The organism is Streptomyces sp. NPDC029041 (assembly GCF_040637515.1).
Taxonomy (GTDB): domain Bacteria; phylum Actinomycetota; class Actinomycetes; order Streptomycetales; family Streptomycetaceae; genus Streptomyces.
This window is the reverse complement of sequence record NZ_JBEZWO010000002.1, coordinates 315,575-334,497: the sequence shown is the minus strand read 5'-3', so window position 1 is coordinate 334,497 and position 18,923 is coordinate 315,575. Positions and strand designations below refer to the sequence as shown.

Genomic DNA, 18,923 nt, shown 5'->3' with positions numbered 1-18,923 from the left:
GACACCTCTAAACTGACCCCCGTGACCGAGAACGCTCAGCAGCAGCCACCAGCGCCCAGCACCGACCTGCCGACCCAGTACGCGCCGGCCGACGTAGAGGGGCCGCTGTACGAGCGCTGGGTAGAGCGGGGTTACTTCGAGGCGGACGAGAAGAGCGACAAGCCGCCGTACACCATCGTCATCCCGCCGCCGAACGTCACGGGCTCGCTCCACCTGGGGCACGCCTTCGAGCACACCCTCATCGACGCCCTCACCCGCCGCAAGCGCATGCAGGGCTACGAGACGCTGTGGCAGCCCGGTATGGACCACGCCGGCATCGCCACGCAGAACGTCGTCGAGCGGGAGCTCGCCAAGGAGGGCAAGTCCCGCCACGACCTGGGCCGTGAGGCCTTCGTCGAGCGGGTCTGGCAGTGGAAGGGCGAGTCCGGCGGCCAGATCAGCGGCCAGATGCGGCGGTTGGGCGACGGCGTCGCCTGGTCGCGCGAGCGCTTCACCATGGACGAGGGTCTCTCCCAGGCCGTCCAGACCATCTTCAAGCGGCTCTACGACGACGAGCTGATCTACCGCGCCGAGCGCATCATCAACTGGTGCCCCCGCTGTCTGACGGCCATCTCGGACATCGAGGTCGAGTACCAGGACGACGACGGCGAGCTCGTCTCCATGAAGTACGGCGACGGGGACGACACCATCGTCGTCGCCACCACCCGCGCCGAGACGATGCTCGGTGACACGGCCGTCGCCGTCCACCCCGAGGACGAGCGCTACAAGCACCTGGTCGGCAAGACGGTCAAGCTGCCGCTGACCGACCGTTCCATCCCGGTCGTCGCGGACGAGCACGTCGACCCCGAGTTCGGCACGGGTGCCGTCAAGGTCACCCCGGCGCACGACCCGAACGACTTCGAGATCGGCCAGCGCCACGGCCTCCCGGCCCTGACGATCATGGACGAGCACGCCGTGATCACCGCCCACGGCCCCTTCCAGGGCCTGGACCGGCTGGAGGCCCGCTCGGCGATCGTCGCAGCGCTGCGCGCCGAGGGCCGGATCGTCGCCGAGAAGCGGCCGTACGTCCACTCGGTCGGCCACTGCTCGCGCTGCAAGACCACCATCGAGCCGCGCCTGTCCATGCAGTGGTGGGTCAAGGTCGGTCCGCTCGCCAAGGCGGCCGGTGACGCCGTCCGCGACGGCAAGGTCAAGATCCACCCGCAGGAGATGGAGAAGCGCTACTTCGACTGGGTCGACAACCTGCACGACTGGTGCATCTCGCGGCAGTTGTGGTGGGGCCACCGCATCCCCGTCTGGTACGGCCCGAACGGCGAAGTCGTCTGCGTCGGCCCGGACGAGGAGCCGCCGAGCGGTGAGGGCTGGCGTCAGGACACCGACGTCCTCGACACCTGGTTCTCCTCCGGCCTGTGGCCGTTCTCCACGCTCGGCTGGCCCGAACAGACCGAGTCGCTCGCGAAGTTCTACCCGAACTCCGTCCTGGTCACCGGCTACGACATCCTCTTCTTCTGGGTCGCCCGGATGATGATGTTCGGCCTGTACGCGATGGACGGCACCCCGCCGTTCCACACCATCGCCCTGCACGGCATGGTCCGCGACCAGTTCGGCAAGAAGATGTCGAAGTCCTTCGGCAACGCGGTCAACCCGCTGGACTGGATGGACAAGTACGGCTCCGACGCGCTGAGGTTCACCCTCGCCCGTGGCGCCAACCCGGGCGTCGACGTCCCGATCGGCGAGGACTGGGTCCAGGGCTCCCGGAACTTCGCCAACAAGATCTGGAACGCGACGCGCTTCGCGATGATGAACGGCGCGACGATCGAGGGCCCGCTGCCCGACGCGTCGAAGCTGTCGTCGACCGACCGCTGGATCCTCTCCCGCCTCAACTCGGTGGTCGCCGAGGTCGACGCGTTCTACGAGGACTACCAGTTCGCGAAGCTCTCCGACGCGCTGTTCCACTTCGCGTGGGACGAGGTCTTCGACTGGTACGTCGAGCTGTCCAAGACGACGTTCCAGGCGGGCGGCGAGGCGGCCGAGGTCAGCAAGCGGGTCCTCGGTGAGGTCCTCGACGTCACGCTGAAGCTGCTGCACCCGGTGGTCCCGTTCGTCACCGAGACCCTCTGGACCACGCTCACCGGCGGTGAATCGGTCGTCATCGCCGACTGGCCCAAGGACAGTGGCTTCCGGGACGCCGACGCGGAGCGCGAGATCGAGTCCCTCCAGTCGGTCATCACCGAGGTCCGCCGTTTCCGCGCCGACCAGGGCCTCCAGCCCGGCCAGCGGGTCCCGGCGCGCCTGACCCTGGACGGCACGCGGTTCGCCCCCCATGAGGCCGCCATCCGCCAGCTCCTCCGCCTCCAGCCGGAGGGCGACGCCTTCACCGCCACGGCGACCCTCCCGGTCGCCGGTGCGGAGGTCGCGCTCGACCTCTCCGGCACGATCGACGTCGCGGCGGAGCGCAAGCGCCTGGCCAAGGACCTCGCCGCGGCCGAGAAGGAGAAGGCCCAGGCCAACGCCAAGCTCGGCAACGAGGCGTTCCTGGCGAAGGCCCCCGACCACGTCGTCGACAAGATCCGCACCCGCCTGACCAAGGCGGAGGAGGACATCACCCGCATCCAGTCCCAGCTGGAGCGCCTGCCGCAGGCGTAAGGGCACGTACGGAGTGTGAGGCCCCCGGAGCCGTCAGGCCGGGGGCCTCACGCGTACCTCGGGGGCACGTACCTCAGGGGCGCGGGGAACTGCGCGACAAGCCCCCACAAACCCGCAGACAAGGCACGACACAAACCACCCCCGCCCCATGTCACCGCCCCTCCGTAGACTGGGCACCGTGAGCGAGCTCCCTCCAGACCACAACGCCGACGACCAGCCCGACCCCCTCGACAGCTTCGACGAGATCATCGCGGAGGAAACCACCCGCGACCCCGACCTCGCCGTCATCGAAGCCGGCAGCCGCACCCTGCGCACCCAGGGCGGCCCGCCCGACGCCGACATCCCGACGCGCCCCGCCGACCCCGAGGTCGACAAGGCCCTGCGCGAGGTCGAGACCGAGCTGGCCACCCGGTGGGGCGAGACCAAGCTGGAGCCCTCCGTCAGCCGTATCGCCGCGCTGATGGACGTCCTGGGGGAGCCGCAGCGGTCGTACCCGTCGATCCACATCACGGGGACGAACGGCAAGACCTCCACGGCCCGCATGATCGAGGCCCTGCTCGGCGCCTTCGAGCTGCGCACCGGCCGCTACACCTCGCCGCACGTGCAGTCGATCACCGAGCGCATCAGCCTCGACGGCGCCCCGATCTCCGCCGAGCGGTTCATCGAGACGTACCAGGACATCAAGCCGTACGTGGAGATGGTCGACGCCGCGCAGGAGTACCGGCTGTCGTTCTTCGAGGTGCTCACCGGCATGGCGTACGCGGCGTTCGCGGACGCCCCCGCGGACGTGGCCGTCGTCGAGGTCGGCATGGGCGGCTCCTGGGACGCCACGAACGTGATCGACGGCGACGTCGCCGTCGTCACGCCCATAGACCTCGACCACACCGACCGGCTCGGCACCACGCACGCCGAGATCGCCACGGAGAAGGCCGGCATCATCAAGCAGGGTGCGACGGTCATCATGGCGCAGCAGCCGGTCGACGCGGCGCAGGTGCTGCTGAAGAAGGCCGTCGAGGTGGACGCGACCGTGGCCCGGGAGGGCCTGGAGTTCGGCGTCGTCGAGCGGCAGGTGGCCGTCGGCGGGCAGCTGGTGACGCTGCGCGGCCTCGGCGGCGAGTACCCCGAGGTGTACCTGCCGCTGCACGGCGCGCACCAGGCGCACAACGCGGCCGTCGCGCTCGCCGCCGTCGAGGCGTTCTTCGGCGTCGGCGCGCAGCGGGCCGACGCGCTGGACCTGGACACCGTCCGCAAGGCCTTCGCCGCCGTGGCGTCGCCGGGCAGGCTGGAGGTCGTGCGCCGTTCGCCGACGGTCGTGCTGGACGCCGCCCACAACCCCGCGGGCGCCCGGGCGGCGGCCGAGGCGATCGGGGAGGCGTTCCAGTTCAGCCGCCTCATCGGCGTGGTCGGCGCGAGCGGCGACAAGAACGTGCGGGAGCTGCTGGAGGCCTTCGAGCCGGTGTTCGCCGAGGTCGTGGTCACGCAGAACTCCAGCCACCGTGCGATGGACGCCGACGAGCTCGCCGGTGTCGCCGTGGAGGTGTTCGGCGAGGAGCGCGTCCAGGTCGAGCCGCGGCTGCCGGATGCCCTGGAGGCCGCCATCACGCTGGCCGAGGAGGAGGGCGAGTTCTCCGGCGGCGGTGTGCTCGTCACCGGTTCCGTCATCACCGTCGGCGAGGCCCGACTGCTCCTGGGGAGGGGCTGAGTCCCGTGCGCACGCTCTGCTCTTCGACGCTGATCGGCGAGTTCTTCGTCATCGGGTTCGCCGGTCTGGTCGCCATGAAGGACCCCGACCTGTCCGTGGCGACCGTGTGGACGGTCAGCGGCGTCGCGATGTTCCTGTGCCTGGTGCTGTGCGGTCTGGTGACGCGCCCGGGCGGGGTCGCCCTCGGCTGGGCGCTGCAGATCGCGCTCATCGCGTCGGGGTTCGTGGTGCCGATCATGTACTTCCTGGGCGCGATCTTCGCGGCCCTGTGGTGGGCGTCCGTCCACTACGGGCGCAAGGTCGACGAGGCGAAGGCCAGATTCGCGGCCCAGGCGAACCCGTCCACGCCTGACGCTGCGTAACAGGCGCCCCGACACGCCGGGTAACCTCGTCCCACCGCAAGACCTTCACCACCAAGGAGCCCGTCGTGAGCCAGCGCACCCTCGTCCTCCTCAAGCCCGACGCCGTCCGTCGTGGCCTGACCGGCGAGATCATCAGCCGCATCGAGCGCAAGGCGGGCTGGCAGATCACCGCGCTGGAGCTGCGCACCCTGGATCAGGACACGCTGGAGCAGCACTACGGCGAGCACAAGGGCAAGCCCTTCTACGAGCCGTTGGTGGAGTTCATGGCGTCCGGTCCGGTCGTGGCGCTGATCGTCGAGGGCGAGCGGGTCATCGAGGGGCTGCGCGCGCTCGCCGGCCCGACCGACCCGATCGCCGCCGCCCCCGGCTCCATCCGTGGCGACTACGGTGTCATCGTCCGGGAGAACCTGATCCACGCCTCCGACTCCGAGGAGTCCGCGGAGCGCGAGGTGAAGATTTTCTTCCCCGGCCGGTCGTAGCGTCCGCACCTCACCAGCACATGCGGCAGAGTCTGGGGGCGGGGCCCCCGGGCTTTGCGGCATATGCGTGGCGATCGAGGGAACGATGGGCCCCGAACGCCCGTCTCCAGAAGCGAATGCGGTCGGCGTCTGCTGACAATGGCGGAGACCCTCCCGCAGTGTTCGCGAAGGCGCGTCTACGATGGAAGCCTTCACGTCACAGCACCCACCTTTGCCTACCTGAAAAGCCCTCAAAAGCTCCTGGGAAGGCCAGACGAATCCTGATGGGGAACTCAATGTCGTTCATCGGCCGTGACATGGCTGTCGACCTCGGGACCGCCAACACGCTGGTGTACGTCAGGGGTCGCGGGATCGTACTCAACGAGCCGTCCGTCGTCGCGATCAACACCAACACCGGTGGCATCCTCGCGGTCGGTGCCGAAGCGAAGAAGATGATCGGGCGCACGCCCGGCAACATCGTTGCCGTCCGCCCGCTGAAGGACGGCGTGATCGCCGACTTCGAGATCACCGAGCGGATGCTCCGCTACTTCATCCTGAAGATCCACAAGCGGCGGTATCTCGCTCGTCCGCGGGTCGTCGTCTGTGTGCCCTCGGGCATCACGGGCGTCGAGCGCCGCGCCGTCATCGAGGCGTCGTCCCAGGCCGGCGCCCGTCAGGTGCACATCATCGAGGAGCCCATGGCCGCGGCCATCGGTTCCGGCCTGCCGGTCCACGAGGCCACGGGCAACATGGTGGTCGACATCGGCGGCGGCACCACGGAGGTCGCGGTCATCTCCCTCGGCGGCATCGTGACCGCCCAGTCCATCCGTGTCGCGGGCGACGAACTGGACAACGCGATCATCCAGCACATCAAGAAGGAGTACTCCCTCCTGCTGGGTGAGCGCACGGCCGAGCAGATCAAGATCACGATCGGTTCGGCGTACGACCTGGATTCCGACGAGCACACCGAAATCCGCGGCCGGGACCTCGTCTCGGGGCTTCCGAAGACCGTGGTCATCTCCGCGGCCGAGGTCCGCAAGGCGATCGAGGAGCCGGTCAACGCGATCGTCGACGCCGTCAAGACGACCCTCGACAAGTGTCCGCCGGAGCTGTCCGGCGACATCATGGACCGGGGAATCGTGCTGACCGGTGGCGGAGCGCTGCTGCGTGGCCTCGACGAGCGGCTGCGCCGGGAGACCGGTATGCCGATCCACATCGCCGAGGACCCGCTCGACAGCGTGGCGCTCGGATCCGGGAAGTGCGTCGAGGAGTTCGAGGCGCTCCAGCAGGTGCTGGACGCCCAGCCGCGCAGATGACATAACTCTTCGATTCCGCCGTACGGGACGATCTCCTCTCGTACGGCGGATCGTTGATATTGATGCATAAGCTCCCACAAAGCAGCCCCTCGCGTTTCCCTGGGGCTTCCCGAATTCCTATGAGGAAGGGCACGGCCGCCGCACGTGAGGGACACACGAGAGAGCCGGCTGCTCCTGGTGCTGCTGATCGCCGTCGCGTTCGCGTTGATCACGGTGGACATCCGCGGTGGGGAGGACTCGCCCGTCGACGGTGCCCGGCAGGGTGCGGCGACGGTCTTCGGCCCGATCGAGAGCGGCGTCTCGGCCGCGGTCGATCCGGTCGGCAACGCGGTCTCCGCCATCCGCGAGTCCGGTGACCGGCACGACCGGCTCGCCGTGCTGGAAGAGGAGAACGCGGCCCTGAAGGCCCGGCTCGGCAGCGACGACCGCAGCCGCAGCCGCCTCAAGCAGCTCGACAAGATGCTGAAGATCGCCGGCAAGGGCCAGTACGGCATCAAGGGTGCCGAGGTCATCGCCATCGGGGCCGCGCAGGGCTTCTCCTGGACGATCACCATCGACGTGGGCACCAACGACGGCATCAAGCGCGACATGACCGTCCTCAACGGGGAGGGGCTCGTCGGCCGGGTCACCACCGTCGGCCCCAACACCGCGACGGTCCTGCTGGCCAGTGACCCCGACTTCACCGTCGGCACCCGCATGGAGTCCGGCGACGAACTCGGCTTCGCCTCCGGGCAGGGCGACCGCCCGCTGCGCGTCGAACTCCTCAACGGCAAGGCCGAGGTGAAGAAGGGCGACCGCCTGGTCACCTTCGGCTCGCAGGCCGACCGGCCGTTCGTGCCCGGTGTGCCCGTCGGCGTGGTGTCCCGTGTGGACCCCTCCGGCGGCGGTCTGACCCGCACGCTCTACGTCACGCCGTACGTCGGCTTCACCAAGCTCGACATCGTCGGTGTCGTCGTCGAGGCCCCGAAGAAGGACCCGCGTGACACGGTGCTCCCGCCCAAGCCCAAGCCGACCCCCAGGCCGACGGTGACGGTGACCGTGACGCCGTCCCCCGAGGCACCCGTCGACGGCCAGAACCAGCAAGAGCAGTAGGAGCTGTCACCCATGCGCGTCAACCGGATCCTGCTCTCCTCCGCCCTGGTCGTCGTCGCCCTGGTCGTCCAGGTGAGCGTCCTCGCCCGCCTCCACCTGCCGGGCGCCGTGCCCGACCTGCTGCTGCTCACCGTGCTCGGCCTCGCGCTGGTGTACGGCCATGTGGGGGGCGCCCTCATCGGCTTCGGCGCGGGTCTGCTCGCCGACCTGGCCCCGCCCGCCGACCACGCCGCCGGGCGCTACGCCCTCGTGCTGTGCGTCATCGGCTACCTCGCGGGCCTGGTGAAGCCCGAGACGGGCCGGCTGAAGTCCGCCACCGGCCCCATGCTCGTGGTGGTGGCCGCGGCGGTCGGCTCCACCCTGCTCTACGCCGGCGTCGGTGCCCTCGTCGGCGACACCGCGGCCCGTCACGTGGGCCTCGGCAGCCTGCTGTTCACCGCCGCCCTGTACGACCTGCTGCTCGCCCCGTTCGTCGTGCCGGGAATCATGGCCCTGGCCCGGCGCGCGGACAACGATCCGCTCGCCGAGTCCACCTCGGCCGCCGCCAAGGCCACGGACATCTCCTCCGGCTGGCTCTCCGGCGGCACCGGCCTGAAGATCGGCAGCCAGCGCAACGGGCTGCGCGTGAAGGCCGCCCGGGCACGGATGGCGCGCGCGGGGCGCATCAAGGGGGTCAAGCGGCTGTGAACGCGGCGAAGTTCACCCGAACGGGCCGGTCCCGTAGGAACGCCGGCTCGCGGGCCGGGCGTTCATCACTCGACACCGCACACACGTGCCCCGGCAGACCGTCGGCTCCGCACATCCGTACGCGCACCGAGAGGGGGAGGCAGCCGCAGTGACCAACATTCCCGAGACCGGCAGGAACTCGCGGGTCCAGATCCGGCTCGTCGTCATCCAGGTCCTCGTCCTCTCCCTCCTGCTCACCCTCGGCGGACGCCTGTGGTACCTCCAGATCCGTGAGGGCGCCGCCTACGCCAAGGAGGCGTCGGGCAACCACGTCCAGCAGGTCGTCCAGCCGGCCGTCCGCGGCTCGATCCTGGACGCGCGGGGCGTGGCGATCGCGGACAACGAGACGCGGCTGGTGGTCTCCGCCTCCCGCACCGACCTGCTGAAGATGAAGGACGACGGCAAGGAAGTCCTCACCAAGCTCGCCGGCGTCCTGGGCATGACGCCCGAGGACGTCCGGATGAAGGTCCGGCTGTGCGACGCCAAGACCCCGCAGCCCTGCTGGAACGGCTCGCCCTACCAGCCCATCCCCATCACCGACGAGGCCACCCCCAAACAGGCCCTGCAGATCCGCGAGCGCGCCGAGGACTTCCCCGGCATCACCGCCGAGCCGATGGCCGTGCGCCGCTACCCGAGCCCCGGCAAGGCCAACACGGCCCAGGTCCTCGGCTACCTCTCGCCGGTCACCGACGAGGAGATCAAGAAGGCGCAGAACACCAACTCGCCCTACCTGCGCTCCGACCAGGTCGGCCGCTCGGGCCTGGAGCGTCAGTACGACAAGGCACTGCGCGGCAAGGCCGGCGTCACCCGCTACGAGGTCGACAACCTCGGACGGGTCATCGGCCAGGCCGAGGCCGACCCGGCCCACCCCGGCGACAACCTCGTCACCAGCATCGACTCCCGGGTCCAGCGGATCGCCGAGTACCAGCTGAACGAGGCCATGAAGGAAGCCCGCAAGCAGCACGACCGCAACACGGGCACGAACTACAAGGCCGACTCCGGCGCCGTGGTCGTGATGGAGGCCAAGACCGGCCGCGTCGTCGCCATGGCCTCCAACCCCACCTACGACCCGAACGCCTGGGTGGGCGGCATCTCCGCCAAGGACTACGCGCGGCTCACCGGCAAGAGCTCCAACTACCCGCTGCTGAACCGCGCCATCCAGGGCCAGTCGGCGCCCGGCTCGATCTTCAAGGTCGTCCCCACGGCCGCGGCGGTCAACGCGGGCTACTCCTTCAACGGCCCGTACGAATGCTCCAGCTCCTACTCGATCGGCGGCCAGGTCTTCAAGAACTTCGAGTCCAAGGGGTACGGCCCGATCAGCCTCGGCCGCGCCCTGGAGGTCTCCTGCGACACGGTCTTCTACCGGCTCTCCCACCAGGAGTGGAAGCGCGACGGCGGCACCAAGCCGAAGAAGAACGCCAACGACTGGTTCTACAAGACGGCCCACCAGTTCGGCCTCGGCAAGGAGACCGGCATCGACCTGCCCAACGAGGTCACCGGCCGCGTCCCCGACCGCCAGTGGAAGCTCAGCTACTGGAAGGCCAACAAGGACGCCTGGTGCCGCACGGGCAAGCGCAACGGCAGCTACGCCGAGAAGATCGCCTACGAGAACTGCCTCGAAGGCAACCGCATGCGCGCCGGTGACTCCGTCAACTACTCCATCGGCCAGGGCGACACGCTCGTCACGCCCATCCAGATGGCCACCATCTACTCGGCCATCTCCAACGGCGGCACCCTCTACAACCCCTCCGTCGGCAAGGCCGTCATCAGTGCCGACGGCAAGACCATCACGCCGATCAAGCCCAAGTCGCACGGCAGGCTGCCGATGACGCAGAAGACGCGCGACGAGATAGACGAAGCCCTCGCGGGAGTCGCCACCCGCGGTACGGCCGCCTGGAGGTTCGGCGGCTGGCCGCAGGACAAGATCCCGATGCACGCCAAGACGGGTACGGCGGAGGTCTACGGCAAGCAGACGACCTCCTGGTTCGCCACGTACACCAAGGACTACTCGATCGTCATGACGATCTCCCAGGGTGGTACGGGCTCCGGCGCCTCGGGCCCCGCCGTCCGCAACATCTACAACGCGCTCTACGGCGTCTCCGAGGACGGCGACATCGACGCGAAGAAGGCGCTGCTGCCCACGCCGCAGAAGGCCCTGCCGAAGGTCAAGACGGACGGCACCATCGCCTCCCCGAAGATCTCCAAGGACCCGGCCAAGGACCCCCAGGGGAAGAAGAAGGACCCGAACGCCCCGGCGGACCCGCTCCAGCCGGTCACGTCGGCCCCGCCGTCCCCCGAGAACCGCAACACCCGAAGGCGACGTAGCCGCCGGGGAAACCGGAGGTGGCCGGCATGACCGGCGGTGTGAACAGCTTCCAGGTCTCCGGTTACGGGCCCGAGCGCTCCGGCTGGACGCGGCTGCTGGCCCGCGACTCGGTGGCGCGGCGCCTCGACTGGCCGATCCTGCTGTCGGCGATGGCCCTGTCGCTGCTCGGCACGCTCCTCGTCTACTCGGCGACCCGCAACCGCACCGAGCTCAACCAGGGCGACCCGTACTTCTTCCTCGTCCGGCACCTGCTCAACACCGGTATCGGCCTCGCCCTGATGGCCGCCACGATCTGGCTCGGCCACCGCGGCCTGCGCACGGCCGTGCCCGTCCTGTACGGCTTCTCCGTGCTGCTGATCCTGCTGGTGCTGACCCCGCTCGGCTCCACGATCAACGGCGCCCACTCCTGGATCAAGCTGCCCGGCGGCTTCTCGCTGCAGCCCTCGGAGTTCGTGAAGGTCACGATCATCCTGGGCATGGCGATGCTGCTGGCGGCCCGGGTCGACGCCGGCGACAAGCAGTACCCCGACCACCGCACGGTCGTGCAGGCCCTCGGCCTGGCCGCCGTGCCGATGCTGATCGTGATGCTGATGCCCGACCTCGGGTCGGTCATGGTGATGGTCATCATCGTGCTCGGCGTGCTGCTGGCCTCCGGGGCGTCCAACCGGTGGGTCTTCGGCCTGCTCGGCGCGGGCACGCTCGGCGCGGTCACCGTCTGGCAGATCGGGATCCTCGACGACTACCAGATCGCCCGCTTCGCCGCCTTCGCCAACCCCGAACTCGATCCGGCCGGTGTCGGCTACAACACCAACCAGGCCCGTATCGCCATCGGTTCGGGCGGACTGACCGGCTCCGGCCTCTTCCACGGCTCGCAGACCACCGGCCAGTTCGTGCCCGAACAGCAGACGGACTTCGTCTTCACGGTGGCGGGGGAGGAACTGGGCTTCCTCGGCGGCGGCCTGATCATCGTGCTGCTGGGCATCGTCCTGTGGCGGGCCTGCCGCATCGCCCGGGAAACTACGGACCTGTACGGCACGATCGTGGCCGCGGGCATCGTCGCCTGGTTCGCCTTCCAGACGTTCGAGAACATCGGCATGACGCTCGGCATCATGCCCGTCACGGGCCTGCCGCTGCCGTTCGTGTCGTACGGCGGATCGTCGATGTTCGCCGTGTGGATAGCGGTGGGGCTGCTGCAGTCGATCCGGGTGCAGCGGCCGATGTCGGCCTAGCCTCCCGGGAGGGGGAGCGGAATGTCCGGGGAGCACGTGGCCCGGTGCCCGGTGACCGGGGAACTGGTGGGTGTGATCCTCGCGCTGGCGGAGCTGGACCTGACCGACGCCGACCTCATCGAGGCGCGGATGCGGGAGGCCGGCTGGTCCGACTGGTCGCAGGCGGTGCAGGGCCCGGCGTACGAGGACACACCCGATGTCCCCGACGCCACCCACGTCACCCCGCAGGGACACTTCGTCACCTGTGACGGCGACGGCTCGCTCCACCTTCCCTTCGCCTACCTGTACTCGGTCGACGGCGGCCTGCTCGACGAGGACTGCTGGGGCGCCCTGCCCGGCTGGACCAGCGAGGAGGGCGCCTGGCGAGCGGCGTTCGACGCCCACGTCGCCGCCGTCGTGCAGCGCTTCACCGACCGGCTGGGGCTGCCGAACCACGACATCCGGCAGCCCCGGTACGACACCCGGTACGTCAGCTGGCGCCTGGAGCACAACGTGCTGATCGTCGGACAGGGCCCGGAGCCGTTGTCGTACCACCAGTTCGAGGACGCCCACGTGTACCTCGTCTCCCGGACCGCGAAGGACGCGCCGTTCCCGGACGGCGAGGAGATGCGGGCCCTGCTGACGACCTGAAGGGGACGGCCCGCCCGGAGTGCGTTCACCACTGCTGCCCCGGCCGGTCAGCCACTAGATTTGTCGCATGGCGGAGACGAAACGCGAGATCGAGCGCAAGTACGAATCCGACGAGAGCGGGCTTCCCGATCTGACCGGCATCTCCGGGGTCGCGGCCGTGACCGACCAGGGCGTCGCCCACCTCGACGCCACCTACCACGACACCGCGGACGAACGCCTCGCCGCGTCGTCCGTCACCCTGCGCCGCCGCACCGGCGGCTCCGACGCCGGCTGGCACCTCAAGTTCCCGATCGCTCCGGACGTCCGCGACGAGATCCGCGCCCCGCTCACCGACACCCTCCCCGACGACCTCGCCGCGCTGATCCGCTCCCGGGTGCGCGCCGGCGAACTGCTTCCCGTGGTCCGGCTGCGCTCCGAGCGCGACGTACGGCACCTGCTCGACGCCGACGGCCGGCTGCTCGCCGAGGTGAGCGTGGACACCGTCCACGCCGAGCGGCTCACGGGGCACGGCGGCGAAACGCAGTGGACCGAGATCGAGGTGGAGCTCGCCGACGGGGGAGACCCGGCCCTGCTCGACAAGGTGGAGAAGCGGCTGCGCAAGGCGGGCGTACGGCCGTCGGCGTCGTCGTCGAAGCTGGCCCGCGCCCTGGAGGAGACGGCACCGGGGAAGCGGCGCAGGCCGTCGTCCGCCCGGAAACCGGTGACCGCCGGGGACCATGTGCTCGCCTACGTGCGCACCCAGCGGGACGCGATCGTCGAGCTCGATCCCGCCGTCCGGCGGGACGCCGAGGACTCCGTGCACAGCATGCGGGTGGCCACCCGCCGACTGCGCAGCACCTTCAAGTCGTTCGGCGGGATCCTCGACCGGACCGTCACCTCGCCCGTCGCGGACGAGCTCAAGTGGCTCGCCGGCGAGCTGGGCCTGGACCGGGACCGCGAGGTGCTGACCGAGCGGCTGACGTCGGCCCTCGACGAGATGCCCGAGGCCCTGGTCCGCGGCCCGGTCGCGAAGCGCCTGCACACCTGGTCGAGTGCCGAGCACGGCAGCGCCCGCGGCCGCCTCCTCGGCGTCCTCGACTCCCACCGCTACCTGAACCTGCTCGACACCCTGGACGCACTGATCGCCGACCCGCCGCTGCTGAGGGCGGCCGGCAAGAAACCCCGCAAACCGATCGCCAAGGCCGTGCGGAAGGACTTCCGCAAGGTGGTGAAGCTGATCGACCGGGCGGCGGACCTGGAGCCCGGCACCGAACGGGACGTCGTGCTGCACGAGGCCCGCAAGAAGGCCAAGCGCACCCGCTACGCGGCCGAGGCGGCCGAACCCGTCCTCGGCAAGCCGGCCAAGGCCGTGGTCAAGTCCATGAAGGCGCTGCAGAACCTGCTCGGCGAGCACCAGGACAGCGTGATGGCCCGGCAGGCCCTGCGCGAGCTGTCGGCGGTCGCCCACGCCGCGGGCGAGAGCGCCTTCACCTACGGCCTCCTCCACCAGCGCGAGGAGCAACGAGCGCTGCGCGCGGAGGCGGAACTGCCCGGGTTCTGGGCCGGGATCAAGGACCGTGCGGCGGACCTGTGATCCTCCGGCGTACGGAGGTACCCCGCGACCGCGTTAGTCTGGATGGTCACCCCTGTCAGTTCAGTCCAGCTCACGAAGGTGCGCGACATGCCTGCCGAAGTCGCTGCGTCGGTCTTCCCGCAGCTCGAAGCTCTGCTCCCGCATGTGCAGAAGCCGATCCAGTACGTCGGCGGAGAGCTCAACTCCACTGTCAAGGACTGGGACTCCTGTGACGTCCGCTGGGCGCTCATGTACCCGGACGCCTACGAGGTCGGTCTGCCCAACCAGGGCGTCATGATCCTCTACGAGGTGCTCAATGAGCAGCAGGGCGTCCTCGCCGAGCGCACCTACAGCGTGTGGCCGGACCTGGAGGAGCTCATGCGGGAGCACCACGTCCCGCAGTTCACGGTCGACAGCCACCGGCCGGTGAAGGCCTTCGACGTGTTCGGCCTGTCCTTCTCCACGGAGCTGGGCTACACGAACATGCTGGCCGCCCTCGACCTGGCCGGCATTCCCCTGGAGTCCAGGGACCGCGGCCTGGACGACCCGATCGTCCTGGCCGGCGGCCACGCGGCGTTCAACCCCGAGCCGATCGCCGACTTCATCGACTGCGCCGTGATCGGCGACGGTGAGCAGGCGGTCCTGGAGATCACCGCGATCGTCCGGGCCTGGAAGGCCGAGGGCCGCCCCGGTGGCCGCGAGGAACTCCTCTTCCGCCTGGCGAAGACCGGCGGGGTGTACGTGCCCGGCTTCTACGACGTCGAGTACCTGCCGGACGGCCGGATTGCCCGTGTCGTACCGAAGCGCAGCGGCGTCCCGTGGCGGGTCTCCAAGCACACCGTCATGGACCTCGACGAGTGGCCCTACCCCAAGCAGCCGCTCGTCCCGCTGGCCGAGACGGTCCACGAGCGCATGTCGGTGGAGATCTTCCGCGGCTGCACCCGCGGCTGCCGCTTCTGCCAGGCCGGCATGATCACGCGCCCGGTGCGCGAGCGCTCCATCACGGGCATCGGCGACATGGTCGAGCAGGGCCTGAAGGCGACCGGCTTCGAGGAGGTCGGCCTGCTGTCGCTGTCCTCCGCCGACCACACGGAGATCGGCGACATCGCCAAGGGCCTCGCCGACCGCTACGAGGACGACAAGATCGGCCTGTCGCTCCCCTCCACCCGCGTGGACGCCTTCAACATCGACCTGGCGAACGAGCTGACCAGGAACGGCCGCCGCTCGGGCCTGACCTTCGCCCCCGAGGGCGGCTCGGAACGCATCCGCAAGGTCATCAACAAGATGGTCTCGGAAGAGGACCTGATCCGCACGGTCGCGACGGCGTACGGCAACGGCTGGCGCCAGGTGAAGCTGTACTTCATGTGCGGCCTGCCGACGGAGACCGACGACGACGTCCTGCAGATCGCCGACATGGCGACGAAGGTCATCGCCAAGGGCCGCGAGGTCTCCCGCTCCAACGACATCCGCTGCACGGTCTCGATCGGCGGCTTCGTCCCCAAGCCGCACACGCCGTTCCAGTGGGCTCCGCAGCTCTCCGCGGAGGAGACGGACGCCCGGCTGCAGAAGCTGCGGGACAAGATCCGCGGCGACAAGAAGTACGGCCGCTCGATCGGCTTCCGCTACCACGACGGCAAGCCCGGCATCGTCGAGGGCCTGCTGTCCCGGGGCGACCGCCGCATCGGCGCGGTCATCCGCGCGGTCTACGACGACGGCGGCCGTTTCGACGGCTGGCGCGAGCACTTCTCCTACGACCGCTGGATGAGCTGCGCCGACAAGGCACTGGTTCCCTTCGGCGTCGACGTCGACTGGTACACCACCCGCGAGCGCACCTACGAGGAGGTCCTCCCCTGGGACCACCTCGACTCCGGCCTGGACAAGGACTGGCTCTGGGAGGACTGGCAGGACGCCCTCGACGAGACCGAGGTCGACGACTGCCGCTGGACTCCGTGCTTCGACTGCGGGGTGTGTCCGCAGATGGACACCAGCATCCAGATCGGCCCGACGGGCAAGAAGCTGCTGCCCCTGACGGTCAAGAACGCGGCACCGGCTCCCGGCGGGCACACGCACTGAGGAGAGCCGTCCGGTCCTGCTGTCGGTCCTTCGTGAGCGACCGACAGCAGGCGGAGGGTGTGTCAGCGCAGAAGTTCGCGGATCTTGAACAGCAGCATCGTGACGGCGATGAACGTGCCGCCTGCCCATTTCGCCGCGTCGAGGACCGTCGCGTGGAGCAGAACGGCCAGCACGCCCGCCGCGAGGCCTGTGAAGAGGCCGATCAGCATGGCGATGACGATGAGCAGGGCTCCCTGCGACAGGCCTCCGGCAGGAGGAGGCGGGGCCTGGGTCATGAGGCCTCCCGGTTGAGTGCTTGCGAACGCTCTCCATCCGACATCGGCGGGCGGAGAAGTTTCGCCCGTGGGGCAGAAAACCGTGTCGGAGTCCGATTGGTTCCGCAGCGAGGGCGTCTTTACTGAATTCCCTGTCCCACCGCTGTGCTCCGGGCCGAGGAGGATGGGCGCTCCAGTCGGTGACGGACTGGGCGTAACAGTTCTCGATCTGCCCAAAAGGCTTCGAGATGGTTCTCTGCGCTCCATTGTGCATGGACGATCGCTTCATTGTTGCGGATAACGTGATCCGGTGCGCTGACGTGTCGCGGATGCCGCATCCGGCCCTCCCGCAACGGGCGGCTGCCCACCAGGTGTCGAGCGCGGCTTGGCCCGTCGGCGGTCGCAGCTCGATGTCCGACGGTTCGGCAGCACGCGCGCCCGGCGCAACGCACGCCGTACTCCTCGGTTCACGGGCAGGTGAGCCAGGCCTGGAAAATGACGCTTTCCCCGCGGCGCGATGTAATTTCGCGGCTTTCTCGGGCGACGCGCGAGCGAAGTCATTCCACCGCGTCGGTGACTTTCTTCGGCGGCCTCAGGAATTGTCGGTTCCGCCCCCTGGCTCAGCCGAAAGAGGGGGCGGGACGGCTGCGAAGATCACGTCGCACTTCAGGCGGGGCGGCATGGGAGGTGAGAGGGCCGTTTTGAGGGGGACCCGCAGAGGAGGTCGAGTTGGTGACGCTCCCCCGGGGGATCGACCCGGCCAGGTTCCCCCAGTTCAGAATGTGTGCTGGGGGAGCCGTCAGGTCAGGCGACCCTCCGCGCAGACCCGCCGGGCGACCTCGCGGAGCTTGACGTTCTTCTCCTGCGAGTAGCGGCGCAGTACGTCGAACGCCTGCTCCTCGGTGAGGCGGTGGCTGCCCATGAGGATGCCCATGGCCTCACCGATGGTGTGGCGTGTGGCCAGTGCCTGCTCCATCTGGGCGTGGCTGCGGGCGCTGGAGAAGGCCACCGCCGCGTGCGAGGCCAGCAGCCAGCCGGCGGTCTCGCTGTCGTCCGTGAAGGCCCCGGGCCGGTGCGAGTAGAGGTTGAGCGCGCCCAGGTCCTCGTCCTCGGTGTACAGCAGGAAGCCCATCATGCTGCCCACACCCAGTTCGCGGGCCCGGTCGGCGTAGGCGGGCCAGCGGTCCTGCTCGGCGGTGAAGTCGGCGATGCGGAAGACGCGCTCCCCGGTGCTGGTCCGGGCCGCGTCGAAGCAGGGGCCCTCCGCGAGGCGCTCCTGGAGCCGGTCGCTCTCGACGACCAGGTCGTCGGTGGGCGCCAGTGTCTCCACGCTCTTGCCGTGCAGAAGGAGGATGCCGGCCGCATCGCATCCCGACACGCGCTCGGTGGCGGCCCTGGTGATGCGCTCGAGCGTGGCGCCGACCGTCTCCTGGGCAAGCAGGTCGCGCGCCATGGAGGCCATCTCCCGTGCGAACACGCGCCAGTCCACTGTCGTCCTCCTCGGTCCGGTGCCGGGCATGCATACCTCCTGCCACGGTGACACGTGTCGCACACCCGGGCAGGGCGCCCGACGTGGCCGAGGCACGCAAGGGCCGCCCCTTGTGCCTCCTATCGAATCTCGATAGATTTCCATCGCAGGACGATCGAAGGGGTGGCAATGGGGAAGCTGGCCGTGGCGGCGTTGCGTGGGGTGCTCGTGGTGCTGCTCGCAGGGTCGCTGTTCGTACAAGTGGTGATGGTGCCGCTGCTGGCCGCGGACATGAACGGCCTCAGGGCCGAATACGCCTACCTGCGCACCCCGATCCTCGTGATCACGGTTCTGGGTATCGTGACGGCCCAGGTCGTCGTGGTCTGCGTGTGGCGGCTGGTGACGATGGTGCGCCGCGGGACGGTGTTCTCCACGGCCGCCTTCCGCTATGTGCACGTCGTGATCGGCGCGTTCGTGGCGGCCGCCCTGCTGGTCTTCGCGCTCGCGGTCGTGCTCGCGCCCGGAGAGGCCGTCGCTCCGGGGGTGGTCCTTCTGCTGTGCGGGGTCGTGGTGGCGGTGCTCGGCGTCGCGCTGGTCGTGCTCGTGCTGCGGATGCTGCTCGCACAGGCCGTCGCACGCGATAGGGAGGCGGCCCAGATGCAGGCAGAGCTGGAAGAGGTCATCTGATGCCGATCGCCGTCGACATCGACGTGATGCTGGCCAAACGCAAGATGTCGGTGGGGGAACTGGCGGAACGCGTGGGCATCACCCCCGCCAACCTGGCGGTCCTCAAGAACGGCCGTGCCAAGGCGGTCCGCTTCTCCACCCTCGCCGCACTGTGTGAGGCGCTGGAGTGCCAGCCGGGGGATCTGCTGCGCTGGGAGGCGGAAGAGGCGGAAGAGGCGGAAGAGGCGGAGGAGGCGGGCCAGGCCATGGCCTGACGGAAAGCGGCGCGTGCCCACGCCCGGAGTGCCGCGGCGAGCCTCCGGTGATCCGCGGTGCGCCCCGCTGCTCCAGGCGCGGGCCACCCGGGCCTGTTTCGTATGATCTTGCCGCCGAGTGGAGGAATCGCGGGAGAACGGGGCGGGA

16 protein-coding genes are annotated in these 18,923 nt (G+C 69.5%); 14 read left to right on the top strand and 2 right to left on the bottom strand.

Annotation, left to right across the window (positions count from 1 at the left end):
* The first annotated feature begins 21 nt into the window (after positions 1-21).
* The 12 genes from AB0F04_RS05060 (at position 22) to AB0F04_RS05005 (ending at position 16,112) form a co-directional block, all read left to right on the top strand.
* A complete protein-coding gene (locus AB0F04_RS05060; protein ID WP_362037867.1) occupies positions 22-2,646 on the top strand; it encodes a valine--tRNA ligase in 2,625 nt (874 codons plus the stop codon).
* A gap of 178 nt (positions 2,647-2,824) precedes the next feature.
* Positions 2,825-4,348, top strand: a complete 1,524-nt coding sequence (locus tag AB0F04_RS05055; RefSeq protein ID WP_362037864.1) for a folylpolyglutamate synthase/dihydrofolate synthase family protein — start codon at positions 2,825-2,827, stop codon at positions 4,346-4,348.
* 5 nt (positions 4,349-4,353) lie between these two features.
* Complete coding sequence (locus AB0F04_RS05050; RefSeq protein WP_362037862.1) at positions 4,354-4,710, top strand: DUF4233 domain-containing protein; 357 nt, start codon at positions 4,354-4,356, stop codon at positions 4,708-4,710.
* A gap of 65 nt (positions 4,711-4,775) precedes the next feature.
* Positions 4,776-5,189 (top strand): nucleoside-diphosphate kinase, encoded by a 414-nt coding sequence (ndk, locus tag AB0F04_RS05045; RefSeq protein WP_352095828.1) that lies wholly within the window; start codon positions 4,776-4,778, stop codon positions 5,187-5,189.
* Between the two features lie 275 nt (positions 5,190-5,464).
* On the top strand, positions 5,465-6,484 hold the full coding sequence (locus tag AB0F04_RS05040; protein ID WP_004001297.1) for a rod shape-determining protein: 1,020 nt from the start codon (positions 5,465-5,467) through the stop codon (positions 6,482-6,484).
* 144 nt (positions 6,485-6,628) lie between these two features.
* A complete protein-coding gene (gene mreC / locus AB0F04_RS05035; protein WP_362037859.1) occupies positions 6,629-7,576 on the top strand; it encodes a rod shape-determining protein MreC in 948 nt (315 codons plus the stop codon).
* A gap of 12 nt (positions 7,577-7,588) precedes the next feature.
* Positions 7,589-8,263: a rod shape-determining protein MreD gene (gene mreD / locus AB0F04_RS05030; RefSeq protein WP_362037857.1), complete on the top strand. Its 675-nt coding sequence runs from the start codon at positions 7,589-7,591 to the stop codon at positions 8,261-8,263.
* Between the two features lie 148 nt (positions 8,264-8,411).
* Positions 8,412-10,658 (top strand): penicillin-binding protein 2, encoded by a 2,247-nt coding sequence (gene mrdA, locus AB0F04_RS05025; protein ID WP_362037855.1) that lies wholly within the window; start codon positions 8,412-8,414, stop codon positions 10,656-10,658.
* Positions 10,655-11,857 carry a rod shape-determining protein RodA gene (gene rodA, locus AB0F04_RS05020; protein ID WP_362037852.1) on the top strand — a complete coding sequence of 401 codons (1,203 nt, stop codon included), beginning with the start codon at positions 10,655-10,657 and terminating at the stop codon, positions 11,855-11,857. The genes mrdA and rodA overlap by 4 nt, the downstream gene beginning before the upstream one ends.
* Positions 11,858-11,878: 21 nt before the next feature.
* Positions 11,879-12,487, top strand: a complete 609-nt coding sequence (locus AB0F04_RS05015; RefSeq protein ID WP_362037850.1) for a hypothetical protein — start codon at positions 11,879-11,881, stop codon at positions 12,485-12,487.
* 67 nt (positions 12,488-12,554) lie between these two features.
* The gene (locus AB0F04_RS05010) at positions 12,555-14,060 is read left to right on the top strand and encodes a CYTH and CHAD domain-containing protein (RefSeq protein ID WP_362037848.1); all 1,506 of its coding nucleotides are present in this window, start codon (positions 12,555-12,557) and stop codon (positions 14,058-14,060) included.
* 87 nt (positions 14,061-14,147) lie between these two features.
* Positions 14,148-16,112 (top strand): TIGR03960 family B12-binding radical SAM protein, encoded by a 1,965-nt coding sequence (locus tag AB0F04_RS05005; RefSeq protein WP_362037846.1) that lies wholly within the window; start codon positions 14,148-14,150, stop codon positions 16,110-16,112.
* Positions 16,113-16,174: 62 nt separating this feature from the next.
* On the opposite strand, the gene AB0F04_RS05000 is transcribed toward AB0F04_RS05005, so the two are convergent.
* Both AB0F04_RS05000 and AB0F04_RS04995 read right to left on the bottom strand, forming a co-directional pair.
* A complete protein-coding gene (locus AB0F04_RS05000) occupies positions 16,175-16,387 on the bottom strand; it encodes a hypothetical protein (protein ID WP_362037844.1) in 213 nt (70 codons plus the stop codon).
* Positions 16,388-17,165: 778 nt separating this feature from the next.
* Entirely contained in the window at positions 17,166-17,885 is a 720-nt protein-coding gene (locus tag AB0F04_RS04995; protein WP_362037841.1) for a GAF and ANTAR domain-containing protein, read from the bottom strand.
* 138 nt (positions 17,886-18,023) lie between these two features.
* On the opposite strand from AB0F04_RS04995, the gene AB0F04_RS04990 reads away from it, so the two are divergent.
* Together AB0F04_RS04990 and AB0F04_RS04985 are read left to right on the top strand one after the other, a co-directional pair.
* Positions 18,024-18,521: a DUF2975 domain-containing protein gene (locus AB0F04_RS04990; RefSeq protein ID WP_362037839.1), complete on the top strand. Its 498-nt coding sequence runs from the start codon at positions 18,024-18,026 to the stop codon at positions 18,519-18,521.
* Positions 18,521-18,775 (top strand): helix-turn-helix transcriptional regulator, encoded by a 255-nt coding sequence (locus tag AB0F04_RS04985; RefSeq protein WP_362037836.1) that lies wholly within the window; start codon positions 18,521-18,523, stop codon positions 18,773-18,775. The genes AB0F04_RS04990 and AB0F04_RS04985 overlap by 1 nt, the downstream gene beginning before the upstream one ends.
* The last annotated feature ends 148 nt before the right edge of the window (positions 18,776-18,923 follow it).